13 protein-coding genes, 3 tRNA genes and 1 pseudogene are annotated in these 12,940 nt (G+C 50.3%); 9 read left to right on the top strand and 8 right to left on the bottom strand.

Features of this window, described 5'->3' with window-relative positions; genetic code table 11:
• Positions 1-415: pseudogene (locus HOLDEFILI_RS19940) on the bottom strand (AI-2E family transporter); the annotation flags it as partial.
• Between the two features lie 182 nt (positions 416-597).
• On the opposite strand from HOLDEFILI_RS19940, the gene HOLDEFILI_RS16115 reads away from it, so the two are divergent.
• Positions 598-1,833, top strand: coding sequence for a D-alanine--D-alanine ligase family protein (locus HOLDEFILI_RS16115; RefSeq protein WP_006060934.1), 1,236 nt, complete (start codon positions 598-600; stop codon positions 1,831-1,833).
• Between the two features lie 285 nt (positions 1,834-2,118).
• On the opposite strand, the gene HOLDEFILI_RS16110 is transcribed toward HOLDEFILI_RS16115, so the two are convergent.
• Together HOLDEFILI_RS16110 and HOLDEFILI_RS16105 are read right to left on the bottom strand one after the other, a co-directional pair.
• A complete protein-coding gene (locus HOLDEFILI_RS16110) occupies positions 2,119-3,051 on the bottom strand; it encodes a ComEC/Rec2 family competence protein (protein WP_006060932.1) in 933 nt (310 codons plus the stop codon).
• 280 nt (positions 3,052-3,331) lie between these two features.
• Positions 3,332-3,982 carry a DsbA family oxidoreductase gene (locus HOLDEFILI_RS16105; RefSeq protein WP_050767010.1) on the bottom strand — a complete coding sequence of 217 codons (651 nt, stop codon included), beginning with the start codon at positions 3,980-3,982 and terminating at the stop codon, positions 3,332-3,334.
• Between the two features lie 160 nt (positions 3,983-4,142).
• Between HOLDEFILI_RS16105 and deoD the strand changes: the two genes are divergently transcribed.
• The 4 genes from deoD to HOLDEFILI_RS16085 all read left to right on the top strand — a co-directional run bounded on the left by deoD (position 4,143) and on the right by HOLDEFILI_RS16085 (position 6,833).
• Positions 4,143-4,853 carry a purine-nucleoside phosphorylase gene (gene deoD, locus HOLDEFILI_RS16100; RefSeq protein WP_006060929.1) on the top strand — a complete coding sequence of 237 codons (711 nt, stop codon included), beginning with the start codon at positions 4,143-4,145 and terminating at the stop codon, positions 4,851-4,853.
• A gap of 142 nt (positions 4,854-4,995) precedes the next feature.
• A complete protein-coding gene (locus HOLDEFILI_RS16095; RefSeq protein WP_006060928.1) occupies positions 4,996-5,742 on the top strand; it encodes an amino acid kinase family protein in 747 nt (248 codons plus the stop codon).
• Positions 5,721-6,569 (top strand): hypothetical protein, encoded by an 849-nt coding sequence (locus HOLDEFILI_RS16090; RefSeq protein WP_006060927.1) that lies wholly within the window; start codon positions 5,721-5,723, stop codon positions 6,567-6,569. The genes HOLDEFILI_RS16095 and HOLDEFILI_RS16090 overlap by 22 nt, the downstream gene beginning before the upstream one ends.
• A 72-nt stretch (positions 6,570-6,641) precedes the next feature.
• Positions 6,642-6,833, top strand: a complete 192-nt coding sequence (locus tag HOLDEFILI_RS16085) for a hypothetical protein (protein WP_006060926.1) — start codon at positions 6,642-6,644, stop codon at positions 6,831-6,833.
• 88 nt (positions 6,834-6,921) lie between these two features.
• Here the strand turns inward: HOLDEFILI_RS16085 and HOLDEFILI_RS16080 are convergent, their stop codons facing one another.
• Positions 6,922-7,116 (bottom strand): hypothetical protein, encoded by a 195-nt coding sequence (locus tag HOLDEFILI_RS16080; RefSeq protein ID WP_006060925.1) that lies wholly within the window; start codon positions 7,114-7,116, stop codon positions 6,922-6,924.
• Between the two features lie 98 nt (positions 7,117-7,214).
• Here HOLDEFILI_RS16080 and HOLDEFILI_RS16075 point away from each other — a divergent pair, with 98 nt between their 5' ends.
• Positions 7,215-8,201 (top strand): LolA family protein, encoded by a 987-nt coding sequence (locus HOLDEFILI_RS16075; protein ID WP_039865322.1) that lies wholly within the window; start codon positions 7,215-7,217, stop codon positions 8,199-8,201.
• Positions 8,202-8,203: 2 nt separating this feature from the next.
• Positions 8,204-8,545, top strand: a complete 342-nt coding sequence (locus HOLDEFILI_RS16070; protein ID WP_039865321.1) for a type II toxin-antitoxin system PemK/MazF family toxin — start codon at positions 8,204-8,206, stop codon at positions 8,543-8,545.
• A 497-nt stretch (positions 8,546-9,042) separates the two neighbouring features.
• On the opposite strand, the gene HOLDEFILI_RS16065 is transcribed toward HOLDEFILI_RS16070, so the two are convergent.
• The 3 genes from HOLDEFILI_RS16065 to HOLDEFILI_RS16055 form a co-directional block, all read right to left on the bottom strand.
• Positions 9,043-9,116, bottom strand: a tRNA-Gly gene (locus HOLDEFILI_RS16065).
• 5 nt (positions 9,117-9,121) lie between these two features.
• Positions 9,122-9,197 (bottom strand) — tRNA-Asp (locus HOLDEFILI_RS16060).
• Positions 9,198-9,229: 32 nt separating this feature from the next.
• Positions 9,230-9,320, bottom strand: a tRNA-Ser gene (locus HOLDEFILI_RS16055).
• Between the two features lie 214 nt (positions 9,321-9,534).
• Here HOLDEFILI_RS16055 and HOLDEFILI_RS18600 point away from each other — a divergent pair.
• Both HOLDEFILI_RS18600 and HOLDEFILI_RS16045 read left to right on the top strand, forming a co-directional pair.
• A complete protein-coding gene (locus HOLDEFILI_RS18600; RefSeq protein ID WP_006060920.1) occupies positions 9,535-10,641 on the top strand; it encodes an RNA-guided endonuclease InsQ/TnpB family protein in 1,107 nt (368 codons plus the stop codon).
• Between the two features lie 217 nt (positions 10,642-10,858).
• Positions 10,859-11,374, top strand: coding sequence for a dCTP deaminase/dUTPase family protein (locus tag HOLDEFILI_RS16045; protein ID WP_006060919.1), 516 nt, complete (start codon positions 10,859-10,861; stop codon positions 11,372-11,374).
• Positions 11,375-11,618: 244 nt separating this feature from the next.
• On the opposite strand, the gene HOLDEFILI_RS16040 is transcribed toward HOLDEFILI_RS16045, so the two are convergent.
• Positions 11,619-12,940, bottom strand: a 1,322-nt coding sequence (locus tag HOLDEFILI_RS16040) for a thiamine pyrophosphate-dependent enzyme (RefSeq protein WP_006060918.1), incomplete at its 5' end; no start/stop codon positions are given.

Below are 12,940 nucleotides of genomic sequence, written 5' to 3'. Positions count from 1 at the left end.
TGATGTTTTCCACAATATTGCCGGCATAGACGACACAGTTGTTGAACAGCTGAACGATCGACGTGATCAGCTGCGGGAAAATAATACTCGACAAGACAAACAAGACAGCCAGCGCCAGAAGCAGCGTCAGGAAGATCGAAATCCCCCGCACCTTCGGTTCCCGCTGCGGTGGGTTCTTTTTGCTTCGCGGCAGCGCCTGGATCAGCTTGATCAATCCCTTTTCAATAGCTTTCATCGGCTGATTCAGCACAAACGCGATGCCGATCGCGTAAAATAACGGGGTTAACAGATGCATTACTTTCCCCAGCACACCCATTAAATCCTGAAAATGAACGAGGGCGAAAAGCAATAAAACAATATACGTCGACAGCCACATCCAGGGCTTGATCTTTTTTAAGATATCTTTTGGAATCATAATCCTGTCCTTTCCTTCAACAGTTATCGGTTGGTTAGTTATAGATTATAATGATTAAGCTTAAAATACAAGGTCAACCTGACGAAAATCTGCTATAATAAACGAGGATTTCCTGCAAATAAAGGAAATGACAGGCTATCTCCGGCATACAGTAGGGAGAGGCCAGATTAGGAGAGTGAAGTATGAAAATTCGTGTTGGAGTTGTTTTCGGCGGTGAATCTGTCGAGCATGAAGTCAGCGTGATTTCAGCTCTGCAGGGTATTGAAGCCCTGGATAAAGAACGTTATGAAGTGATTCCCTTATATATTTCGAAGCAGCGTGATTTCTATTCATCGCCTGCATTGCTGGAGGTTGAGAATTATAAAAATCTCGATGAGCTGATTCAGAAAGCGACGCCGGTTGTGCTCGTGAAAAAGGGCAAGGAAGTCGTTGTGGAACCGATTAAAAAAGGTCTGTTTACCAAACCGATCGGTACGGTCGACGTCATCGTTCCGATCATGCACGGCACCAATGGCGAAGATGGAACGATTCAGGGATATCTGGAAATGCTAAAAATTCCGTATGCCGGCTGTGATGTGATCGGCGCAGCTGTCGGTCAGGATAAAGTCGTGATGAAGCATATTCTGCAGAACAGCGGGTTGCCGGTCTGCCCTTGGTTCTGGCTGTATGGCCATGAATTCGCGCAGAAGCAGGAAGCGGTTTTAGCTCAGGTGCATGAATTAGGCTATCCGGTGGTTATGAAGCCAGCTTGTCTGGGTTCCTCGGTTGGCATCACGATCGCGCATAATGACGAAGAATTCATCGCCGGGGTCGAAGACGCGCGGCAATATGATAACAAGATCGTCGTCGAACAGATGGTAAAGAACCTGCGGGAGATCAACTGTTCGGTTCTGGGCAGCTGCTTTGACTGTCAGGCCAGCGTCCTGGAGGAAGTCGGCAAGCAGGACGAGATTATGAGTTTTAAAGATAAATATTTAGGCCAGGGTTCAACGAAAGGTGGCTCCAAAGGCGGAGTTAAGTGCGGGACCAAGAGCGGCGATGGCGGAATGGCCAGTGCAGCGCGGATCGTGCCGGCACCGGTCGATGAAGCGACGACGGAAAAAATCAGGAATCTGGCGATTGAAACCTTCAAGGTGCTGGGTGCCAGCGGCGTATGCCGGATCGACTTCATGATGGATGGCGATACCGGGATGATTTACGTTAATGAAATCAATACAATTCCAGGCTCGCTGGCCTATTATCTGTGGCAGCCGGTCGGCGTCAGCTTTACTCAATTGATGGATACGTTGGTATCCCAGGCGATTGATCGCCAGCGCCGGCGGGAGAAAATGATTTTCTCCTATGAAACCAATCTGTTGGCCAGTTACAGTGCCAACAAGAACAACGGCGGAACGAAAGGCACCAAAGGAACGAAATAGTCTTTGAAGTCCAGACCGTAAACCGGATCTCTCCGGTTTGAAAAGTCTGGCGGGAAACCATCTTCTATCCGTTTCTGAGGAAAGGTTGGAAGTGCGGAACAGCCTTGGTTCTCGCTCCTGTTATTTGGGGCGAAGCAGAGAAATTGAAATATAAGAAAAACCAGTTTGATCATCCGATGTCTTCCATGGAAGCGCAGGAGTTCAAGCTGGTTCTTTTTTATCGTTTCTTCGAGTCTCCCCGGTTCACAGGGAAATCCATTGATCCTGCGATTAGGCGGGAGAGCATTAGTTATGAATCGTATAATTGACGCCATCGCTTTCGATCAGAATCGTTCCCAGCTGATCGGTGCGATAAATGGAAAATCCCATCTTTTCATAGCGTTTCAGCACATCTTCTGAGGGCAGACCGTAATCGTTGTTCAAGCCGACGGAGAGGATCACATCCCGAGGGTTCACGGCTTCCAGAAAAGCTTGAGTAGAGGATGTTTCTGATCCATGATGCGGAGCTTTCAGGATATCGGCCTGCACGTTGGCATAGCTGGCCAGCACATCCTTCTCAGACTGTGCCTGCATGTCGCCGGTGAACAGAATGGAAGTTTGTCCATGGACATAGCGCAGGACAATCGAGGAATTATTGACTTCGGAATACTCCTCACTTAACGGTCCCAAGATCGTAAACTGATCTTCACCCAACGTGAAGGTATCACCCGGCTGCGGATGAATCAATGGCGTCTGCGTTGTTTCGATCGCCTGAATGACGTCTTTGTATGTTTTCGAATCCAGCGTGCGCTGCGGAAGCATAACCGTTTCCACGTCGAAGGAATACAGGACGGCGTCCAGCGAGCCCACATGATCTTCATGGGCATGCGTGCCGATCGCATATTTTAAATGTGTGATTCCCTGCTGCTGCAGATAATCGGTGACCAGCTTCGCGTCCGCATTGTTGCCGGCGTCGATGATCATCGCTTCCGCTCCGGACTGAATCAGAATCGCGTCCGCCTGCCCCACGTCGATAAAATGAACGGTCAGCGCGGAATTGACCTGCATGTGAACGGGCGTCGCCGCGGCATTGTTTCTTAAAGCATCAGAATCAGGCAGCCATTGGGGGCTGAAATAACTCAGTCCCGCTAAGATGAAAGCGCCCAGTAACGAACCCAGCGTGACTTTAGCCGTTTTTTTCGACCGGCGAACAGGACGCCTGCGCGTTGTTTTTCTCATAAGTCTCCTTTCTTCCGTGACGGTTTTGCGTTTTCTGGAATCTTCTTTCCGTTGAACGAACCGGCATCGATTTTTGAATTGAATCCTGGAAAAGAATTCGTTTTTATTATGCAGAAAAACTTACCGGACGACAAGTCTTGTCTTTTTTTGAAACGCGGAAATGTCGGCTGCCGCCTATAAAAAAACAACTTCCCCATTCAGATTGAGAAAGCTGTCAGAATCTTGATCAAGACCCATCACCACGGCTCAAAAAAGTTTAGCGAATGAACAAATAAGAAACTCAGTCCAGCGGTTGTGATGCCGGGCCGCAGCCCTCCGGCGTGCAGACCAGACCCGCCATGGTTTTCTCTGCCTGATCCAGAAGGATCGCCCGCCATTCTTCCGGCATGTGATAGCCCCGGATCTTTTCGCCGTTCATCTGGTAGGCCGGGATGCCTTCGAGGTTCAGCGCTGACTTCGCTTCCCAATCCTGATCGACCTCCGCGCGGAAAGTTCCGTTCGTTAAAGCCTGCGCAAACGCTGCGCCGTCCAGTCCCAGCTCATCCATGATCATTCGCAGCACCGCCGGATCGCCAATATCTTTCTGACGCCGGTAGAAAACGTCAAATGTCAGCCGCACATAATCCAGTTCCCGGCCTGCCTGTCTGGCGAAATAATACCCTTGAAATGCGTCGGTCGTATAGGGATGCGGACTGATCCAGGGCAGATTCATCTCGATTCCCAATGCCTGAGCCATCGGCTTCAACACTTCGTCAAACCGCTTCAGCCGCTTTTCATCATGCATCGGATCGACCTTCGGCGTCGGAAAGCGTCGCAGCTCATAAGGGTGAAAATCCAATTCGACATCCAGGTCTTCGATCGCCCGGGATAACGAATGAAGCCCGACATAACAAAACGGACAGACAAAATCAAAGTAAATCGAAATTTTCATAACAGGCCTTCTTTCTAAACCGATCAACCCCGAGCGGCGCCTCACTGTCAAGACCGGCGCCTTCCTGGGGAAATTTCCTGCGCAATCCCTGCCGCTTATCCATCGCTTCCGGCCGTTAAACATGCTATAATACAACTGGAAAATAAGGAGGAACTCAACTATGTCAACACCGCACAACAGTGCCGAAAAAGGGCAGATCGCCAAAACCGTTCTGATGCCGGGGGATCCCCTGCGCTCCAAATTCATCGCTGAAACATTCCTGGAAAATCCTGTCCAGTTCAATGCCGTCCGCAATATGTTCGGCTACACCGGAACCTATAAAGGCAAAATGATTTCCGTCATGGGCAGCGGCATGGGAATGCCGAGCATCGGTATTTATTCCTATGAACTGTTCAGCCAGTATGGCGTCGAAAACATTATCCGGATCGGCTCAGCCGGCGCGTATTCCCCGGATTTAAAAGTATTTGATGTGGTTCTGGCCGACAGTGCCTACAGCGAATCCAGCTATGCGAAGGTGCAGAGCGGTTACGATCAGGATAAAACCTATCCGTCGGAAACACTGAATCAGCGGATCAAAGACGCGGCGGAAAAACTGGGCATGCCGCTGCACATCGGCTGCATTCATTCCAGCGACGTTTTCTACCGCGAAGGCGGCAACGATTACATCAAGGAACTGACAGACGTCCATCACTGTCTGGCCGTAGAAATGGAAAGCTTCGCCCTGTTCCACAACGCCCGGGTCTTAGGCAAAAACGCCGCATGTTTGATCACGGTCTCCGATTCCTTTGTCACTTCGGAAGTGACGACGCCTGAACAGCGCCAGACATCCTTCACCAAAATGATGGAGATCGCGTTGGAAGCAGCGGAATAAGTCCATTTCTTGGAATCACAATCAATCTAAAAGCAGAAAGAACCGGCAGCCGCCGGTTTTTTCTTCGCCTCCGTTTGGGCAAGCTCCCGGTTGCCTTGAGTTCTCCCTCATAGTCTAGGTTGAAGACGAAAGGGGCTGGATTATGGAAATCTGTGTTATTAAATTCGGGGGGACATCATTAAAAGAGGAAGCTGCCCGCAATCGGGCTGTCCGCCTAATCCGCCGCCTGATTCCGGAAATGAAAGTGATCGCCGTAGTTTCCGCGATGGGCCGCTATCCCGATCCCTATGCGACGGATACGCTGATGTCCCTGGCCAAATATCTGACCCCTCAGCAGCGCGACCGGCTGGTATCGGCAGGTGAGATGATCAGCACGCTGGTGATTAATTCGCTGTGCCGGCAGAATGGGATTCTCAGTGATACCCTCAGCACGCAGGAATTGGGAATCATCACTAACGATCACTACGGCGAGGCCGAGGTATTGACTGTGACAACCGGAAAGCTGCTGGAAAAACTGGATCACTGCGACTGTCTGATCGTTCCCGGCTATCAGGGAATCACGCTCGATCATGAAATCACGACGCTGGGCCGGGGCGGCAGCGATTATACGGCGATGCTGCTGGCCCAGGCGCTGGGATTGGAGGACGTCTATATTTTAACCGACGTCAGCGGAATCTATGAAGCCGATCCCAAGCAAAATCCGGACGCCCGGCATTGGGATGAAATCGATTACGATCAGATGCTGAAAATGATCGACGCCGGCGCGCGGGTGATGCAGCGTCAAAGCATTTTATTTGCGCGTGAGCACCAGCTGCGCGTGTGGGTGGGCTCATCACTGCAAGTCGGGAAAGGAACGTGGATTCAATCATGCGAAGACTCCGAACGCTAGTCGTTACCGACAAACCGGCGCAAGTCCGGCGGCTGATCAGCGAATGCACGGTGTTAGGCTGCCCGTGCAGTTTAAATTGGGCGAGCAGTCAGAAAGGATTGCTTCCGCTGAACTTCGGCGAGGGTCAGATCCGCCCGCAGCCGCTGACCCGGCTTCTGCTTGAACGGGCGGAGCTTATTGTAATTCTGCCGCCCAGCCGGGATGGGGAAAAGATAAGTCAGCTTTGCCACCGCTTAAAAGCCTGTGTTGTGAGCGGGCAGTATTCCGATAGTCTGCCGTGTCAGCTTGGATTGGAAGCCGGCTCAGCTCGACAATTTCAGCTGCCTCTGCCGGAAGCCTGGATGATCGCCACCGCATTGCAGCCCTTACTTCAGCGGAAGCTTATATCCCAAATTGAAATTCAGACAAAGCGACAAGCTGAAAATCTGAAACTGACTCCCGAACAGGTTTCGCAACGCTTGCGGAGTCAGCTGGCACTGTTCCTGCCAGGCGCTGTCATCCATGTCAAAAATACCCAGCTGCTGCCGGGTGATCCGTATGTCGAAGCCCAGCTGAATCTCTTATTGAATCAGACAATCAAGGCCGGGAAACTCTGCGCCCTCTTGCAGGATCCGGATCATTCGGTCCTGCTGCCGGCAGAAAAGCCATTGGACCATCGCCAGGCTGCCAGCCAGGAAACCCGGATTTTGATTGACCAGATCGAAAGCGGGCAGAATGATAAACAGTGGCATCTGCGGTTGATTTCCGATCCGCTGCAAGCCTGTCAAATTGCGGCGGCCGCTCGTCAGATCGCCGTGGCCGCCCGGCTGACTCTGAAGAATTCCTGAAACTTTAAGTCTTCACCTTGGCAAGCGGCAGGAAAATCGCTATAATGAACACGCAGAACAGGAGGCCAGAAAATGAAGACGATCATTTTTGTCCGGGACATGAAAACTGAGGATCAGGCAGACCGCATTCGCGCGGCGCTGGAGGATACCCGTGTGGAATATAAAGTAGCGCTGGAAAGCGGTGCAGTCGTTATTGAAGGCTCCAACGACCTGGTATACGCCGCTAAGACCGCGATCCGGGAAGCGGGATTCACGATTCAATAGAGAATAAGAAGCAGAGCGCTCAGGCCGCTCTTTTCTTTTGCCTTCCCGGCTGCCCTGATGGCAGGCGAGGGTTGCCGTCAAATGACTTTTAATGAGCGTCGTCGGAGAACCATAAAATATTGATCATTCCGCAGGCGGCAAAGATGACTTTTAAAATCACCGCGGCGCTGGGGGCGCGCAGCGACAGACTGGCGATCAAATCTAAATTAAAAATGCCGTCGAGCCCATAGAAAAGACAGGCGAGGATCGACAGGAAAAGACTGACGTTAAGAATACGCTTCATGGACAATTCCTCCTATTACAGAATAGCGGACATGCACGGATTTATGCATGAACCGACACAAAAGCGCATACCTTGTGTTGAAAAGGAAAGGTGGAATTATGAAGAAGAAAGTCGCAGTGATCGTTGGGGTCCTTTTGTTGGCCGTCGCTCTGTTTCTCGTGCTGAAACCCAGCTCGTTTGAAAAGAAGGCAGACAAAACCATGCAGAAGCTGACCAGTTACAAGCTGGAAGGAAATATGGAAATTTCCAGCGGCGAAGAATTTAAGAACTACGCGATTACATCCTCATGGATGAAGGAGGGCGAAGACGAGTATTTCAAGGTCAGCATGATTGATAAATCGCTGAACCAGGAACAGATTATTCTTAAGAATAAAGAAGGCGTCTTCGTTGTCACCCCTTCACTCAACCAAGTGTTTAAGTTTCAAGGCGAATGGCCGATGAACTCGCCGAAGCCGTATTTATTGCAAACGATGATGGACGTGCTGAAGAACGATCATCAGACGAAAAAAGAAAAGGATGGCATTCTGATCAGCGCCGATGCGAAATATCCGAGTGCCGCGCAGCTTGTCCGACAGGAGATTAAGTTCAATAAGGATACGAAACCCTTGTATCTGATCGCTTATGATGCGAATAACGCTCCGGCGCTGACGATGGAATTTACGGCGGTCAGCTATAATGAAGGCTTTGAGGCAGGCTATTTTGATACGCCGAAGAGTTCGATTGAAACGCCGACGAGCAGTTATACCGGCTTGATCGAATTGCCGTTGTATCCGATGACCGTTTTTGATTCCAAATTAGTCGCGTCCACGGTATCGTCAGTCAACGGCCAGCCGCAGCACATTCTGGAATTCAGCGGCGAGCGGGATTTCACAGTCGTGCAGACGGAAAGAGCGCCGAGTCAGGAACTGATGGTGACGGAAGTCAGCGGCGATCTGGTCGAGGGGCTGGGACTTGTAGGCTATTATGATGGAAACCGGCTGACCATTACGAACAGTCAGGTCGAGTATTCCGTATACTCCAACGATCTGACGCCGCAGGAGATGATGCAGGTTGTAGAAAGCATGCAAGTATCGGTCATGAAATAATGATGGTGCGCCGAGGGGATGTGTATTATGCTGACCTGGCGGGGAGCGTCGGAAGTGAACAGGGGGGATTGCGGCCGGTTGTGGTCATCCAGAATGATAAAGGGAATCGGTTTTCGCCGACGTTGATCGTGGCGCCGATTTCCAGCCGGCTGACAAAACCGCCGATTCCGACGCATGTGATCCTGCCGGCGGATTCTTTAGAAAAGGCGTCAATCGTCCTGCTGGAACAGATCCGGACGATTGATAAACAGCGGTTGGGGCAGTGGGTTTGCTCCCTGGATCGAAAAACCTTACAGGCAATCGACGAGGCCTTGTGCGTGAGCCTGGGGTTGGAGTGGGGATAACCGAGGGGTTGTCTTGAAAGCTATGCCTGATTTTGGGCAGTGTTCTAATTTCTATTTATTAAAAACTGACGGCGTAAAGGTAAATGACACCTTGAGCCGTCAGTCTTTTTCGTTGGAAAGGGAAGGGAAAGTGGTTTCTGTTCCAGGTTGAGTTAGATTGATGAAATGGACAGATTATGAAAATTTATCATTTTCCTAAATGAAGTTAAGAAAATTCGGTTTAGAAATCAGCTAGGATTGGGTTGTCTGACGGAGGCCGGGTAAAGGCGGCATGGGGAGCGAAAGCCAAAATCGGCGGGCTGGTGGGAAAGCGGAGGCGAGCACGGGTTCAAGTTCTGGATTCGGGAAAAATCGCAGGGGTGATTGAGTTAAGGGCAAGCTTGCCTGAACAAATCGGCCGGGAGATTCCCGATAACTTCTGAAACGGGGATTGCGAAACAGAGTGCGGATGACATAAAAAAATGACCTTGATTGAATCAAGGTCATTGTTATCGCAATGGAGCAGGTGAAGGGAATCGAACCCTCGTGTCAACCATGGCAAGGTTGCGTTCTACCATTGAACTACACCTGCGATAATGGCGGTCCGGACGGGACTTGAACCCGCGATCTCCTCCGTGACAGGGAGGCATGTTAACCACTACACCACCAGACCAATATCGTTGTTTCGGCGCGCGCACTGTAATGTGGCGAAGAAGGCGGGATTTGAACCCGCGCGCCGCTTTCGCGACCTATGCCCTTAGCAGGGGCACCTCTTCAGCCTCTTGAGTACTTCTTCACTTGGTAACTCACAGCGCTTTTATATACTACCATGAAGAAGTACATTTGACAAGTCTTTTTTTAAAATTTTTTTGAAAAAAATAAAAAAATTGAGATTGTCCAAATCGGACGCTTTTATTCCAAATAAGGATTACCTTAAATTATGCCTGTATTCCAAGGCTTAGAAAAGATTTTAAAAGTTTTTTGACTTTTTTAGGGGGCTTTTTCAAAAAATGCGCAATATTATAAGTGTAGGGATCATCACTCAAGGAGGTGATATCATTTATCTTACCAGCCGCATTTTATTAAAAACGGATGAAAACACGTCGCAGATACTCACAATCATGGCGAAAGCCTACCAAAATGAAGTAAACAACTTACTTCAGCTTTACATCCAGAACAAACACCCGGTTTACGTCTCATACGGTGATTTCTGTACCTTCATCCCGTTTTGGAGCCGGGCTATGGTCGTTCAGGATGCGAAGGACATTTTTAAACATGTTCAGAAGTTTAACAATCCGAAGCTTAAACTAAAAGCTCCGCAATGCTGCTGGCATCAACCTAACTTCCGAATTACGAACAACGAACTCGAAATTCAAGTCGGCGGCCGTTTTGGCATCGGCGACACGCTGAAACTGCCGATCATGGCCGAACCCTATCAGCAGCGCTATCTGAAAATGGAACTCGGGAAGCTGACCATCCATCCCTACAAACAATGGTGGGCCGCCGAATTTAATGTGAAGGTTCCGGAAAAACCACGGAGCCTATCGACAAAACGAATGGGAATCGATCTGGGGATTAAAGTTCCGGCGGTCGCGTATACCGACGATGGCAAAATTCGTTTCTTCGGTAATGGCCGTGAGGCCCGCTTCCGCCGCAATGCGTTTTATGCCAAGCTTACGGAGCTGCAGAAAAAAGAAGACTACCGGCGAATCAAAGAATTAAATCATGGACTTTATCGCTGGGAGATTACACAATGTCATATTCTCAGCTCGCAGTTGATTCAGTTTGCGCTGGAACAGAATGTCGGCGTCCTTTGCGTGGAACAACTTCATGGAATTGGAAAACGCGAAGTCAAGCATTCCCGGGATAAGCGGGATTTAAATCAATGGTCCTACTATCGGCTGATTGACAACCTTCGTTACAAAGCTCGGCGCGAGGGACTTCGCGTAGTTTTCGTTAACCCCCGCAATACATCAAAACGATGTCCGCAATGCGGCAGACTCAACACCCCTGACAAACGTTTTTATCACTGTGTCTGCGGTTTTCGCTGTCATCGGGATCTTGTCGGCGCGATGAATATTGTTCATGCGCCTGAATCCGGTCCTGTGGCAGGATAGCCTGGCAAACTATACGTTCTGTGCCAGGACGGGTCTTTGCGTGCCCTTATCTCAATCACGCTGTGAGGTTTGAACCCAAAAATAATCTTTGAGATAAGGGGATCTCAAAGTGCATAAGGATCGGTCTGTGCCGCTGTTGACAAAAGCCGATCCTTTTCTTTACAATGAAGGCGATCTTTGAAACAGAATCGAATCCCAAAGGAAAGGAACAAATTCCATGCAGAAAATCGCGAAATTTCAAAAAGTAAGTGAAACACAATTCATTCAGGACTGGCTTGATACGTTTCCTGCCTCAACGGCGGCGGAAGCGGCCCAGATTTATGATCAGATTCAACTGCCGAAGCGGGCGACCCTCGGTTCCGCCGGCTATGACTTCTTTGCGCCGCAAAGCTTCAGTCTGAATCCCGGCGAGTCGCTTAAAATTCCAACCGGCATCCGCGTCCAAATCGCAGCCGGCTGGGTGCTGAAATGCTATCCGCGCAGCGGTCTGGGATTTAAGTACCGGCTGCAGTTCAACAATACCGTTGGCATTATCGACTCGGATTATTATGGTTCCGATAACGAAGGCCATATTTTCTGCAAGCTGATCAACGACTCCCGTGAAGGAAAGACGCTTTCCCTGGCACAGGGGGAGGGCTTCATGCAGGGAATTTTTGTTGAATACGGCATTACGGTCGACGATGACGCAGATCAGCTGCGCAACGGTGGCTTCGGCAGCACGACCCAAAAATAAATTGGACAACGAGGAATCAAGATCGTAAAGAAAAAACGCAGGCTTTCTCTCCCCTTCGTAAAAGTGGGGCAGAGCAATTCTGCGTTTTTCTGATGTTTAAAAGATTTATTAAAAAGATGTTTAAAAGATTTATTAAAAACAGGCACGCCGGGTTATCCTGCGATCTGATTTTTCTGAACGAATATCAAGCGTTCGTTCCGATGAATTAGCATTCATTGTCCTTAGTTAAAATCCGCGTTTGCTTCTACAGCACTTCACTTTCCGCCCGCGCCTTCAGCCGGATCCATCGCTTGTCAATTTCCTTCTGGATGTGATCGACAACCTCGGCGTACTCCGGTTTTCCCAGATGCCGCGTGCGGCCCATCATTTTCAGCCAGTCGATCGCCGGGATCTGTTTTCCCGTTTTCTCCGGATTGTAATTGATCGTCGTGACACCTTCCTCAATTTCGTACAGCGGGAAATAACCGCAGTCCACCGCGGCCTGGATCACCTTGCGTTCCTGGCTCGGCACATCCGCCCAGTTCAGCGGACAGGCAGACAGCGCTTTTAAATAAACAAAGCCTTTATTCTTCGCGTAATATTGCGCTTTGGCTGCTTTTTTCAAGAAATCCACTGGCTGCGACTCAGCAACGGTAGCCACATACTGCGCGCCCGCGGCCGCCATGATCTGCGGTGTGTCCTTATTGACGAATGTTTTTCCGTACTGCGTTTTGCCGATATGCGAAGTGGAACTCCGTGCTCCCATGGGTGTCGAGTAGGAGAGCTGGTAGCCGGTGTTCATATAGCCGCCGTTGTCATATTCCATTAAAATAAACGCATCGTTGCGCAGCGCCGCGCCGATGGCGGAACCCAGACCGATGTCCATGCCGCCGTCGCCGCTGATCATGATGAAGGTGATCTCTCCCTGAGGCAATTCTCCGCGTTTCTGACGTTGATGAAACATTTCAGCCAGTCCAGCGACCGTCGCCGCGCCGTTTTGGAATAAATTATGCAAGTAAGGGACTTTAAAGGAAGTTTTCGGATAGGAGGTCGTAACGACCATGCCGCAGCCAGTCTGAAACAACAAAACGACCAGGCCTTCGATGCCTCGCAGCAACAAGTTCACATTGACCGGAATGCCGCATCCCGGACACGCTCCATGACCCGGCGCCAGCCGTTTCGGCATCGCGGTCGTCGCCGCGATCTGTCCGCCCTGCACCTGCGGCCGGCCCTGTTCATTGAGCACACAGCGGGTGAATCCCAGCTCGGTATCGCTGGCGGACAACGGTTTAAAATATTCGGGCTCCTGAACCGGCTGACCTTCGCTGATCTGCAGATAATCGAACTTCGGCAAATCCTGTCCTACGCATTCCTTGACCAGCTTTACCGCTTCTTCATAGTAAAAATCCTTGCCGCCTAAACCATAGATCCGTGTATAAACCTCGCAATCCAGCTTTGCCTCCTGCAGCGCCGCCCGGATTTCCAGCGACATATTGCCGCCCTGTGCTCCATAGCTGTCCTGCCGGTCCAGGATGATCAACGTCTGAGCATGCGCGATCTTCTCGATCAGCTTTGCTTTGGGAAACG

This window comes from Holdemania filiformis DSM 12042 (genome assembly GCF_000157995.1).
Taxonomy (GTDB): Bacteria; Bacillota_I; Bacilli_A; order Erysipelotrichales; family Erysipelotrichaceae; genus Holdemania; species Holdemania filiformis.
This window is presented reverse-complemented; position numbering and strand designations above follow the sequence as displayed.

Coding starts and splice junctions, on each gene's coding strand:
- HOLDEFILI_RS16115 (WP_006060934.1), top strand. CDS start 598: ATGAAAATTCGTGTTGGAGTTGTTTTCGGCGGTGAATCTGTCGAGCAT.
- HOLDEFILI_RS16110 (WP_006060932.1), bottom strand. CDS start 3,051: ATGAGAAAAACAACGCGCAGGCGTCCTGTTCGCCGGTCGAAAAAAACG.
- HOLDEFILI_RS16105 (WP_050767010.1), bottom strand. CDS start 3,982: ATGAAAATTTCGATTTACTTTGATTTTGTCTGTCCGTTTTGTTATGTC.
- deoD (WP_006060929.1), top strand. CDS start 4,143: ATGTCAACACCGCACAACAGTGCCGAAAAAGGGCAGATCGCCAAAACC.
- HOLDEFILI_RS16095 (WP_006060928.1), top strand. CDS start 4,996: ATGGAAATCTGTGTTATTAAATTCGGGGGGACATCATTAAAAGAGGAA.
- HOLDEFILI_RS16090 (WP_006060927.1), top strand. CDS start 5,721: ATGCGAAGACTCCGAACGCTAGTCGTTACCGACAAACCGGCGCAAGTC.
- HOLDEFILI_RS16085 (WP_006060926.1), top strand. CDS start 6,642: ATGAAGACGATCATTTTTGTCCGGGACATGAAAACTGAGGATCAGGCA.
- HOLDEFILI_RS16080 (WP_006060925.1), bottom strand. CDS start 7,116: ATGAAGCGTATTCTTAACGTCAGTCTTTTCCTGTCGATCCTCGCCTGT.
- HOLDEFILI_RS16075 (WP_039865322.1), top strand. CDS start 7,215: ATGAAGAAGAAAGTCGCAGTGATCGTTGGGGTCCTTTTGTTGGCCGTC.
- HOLDEFILI_RS16070 (WP_039865321.1), top strand. CDS start 8,204: ATGGTGCGCCGAGGGGATGTGTATTATGCTGACCTGGCGGGGAGCGTC.
- HOLDEFILI_RS18600 (WP_006060920.1), top strand. CDS start 9,535: ATGCGCAATATTATAAGTGTAGGGATCATCACTCAAGGAGGTGATATC.
- HOLDEFILI_RS16045 (WP_006060919.1), top strand. CDS start 10,859: ATGCAGAAAATCGCGAAATTTCAAAAAGTAAGTGAAACACAATTCATT.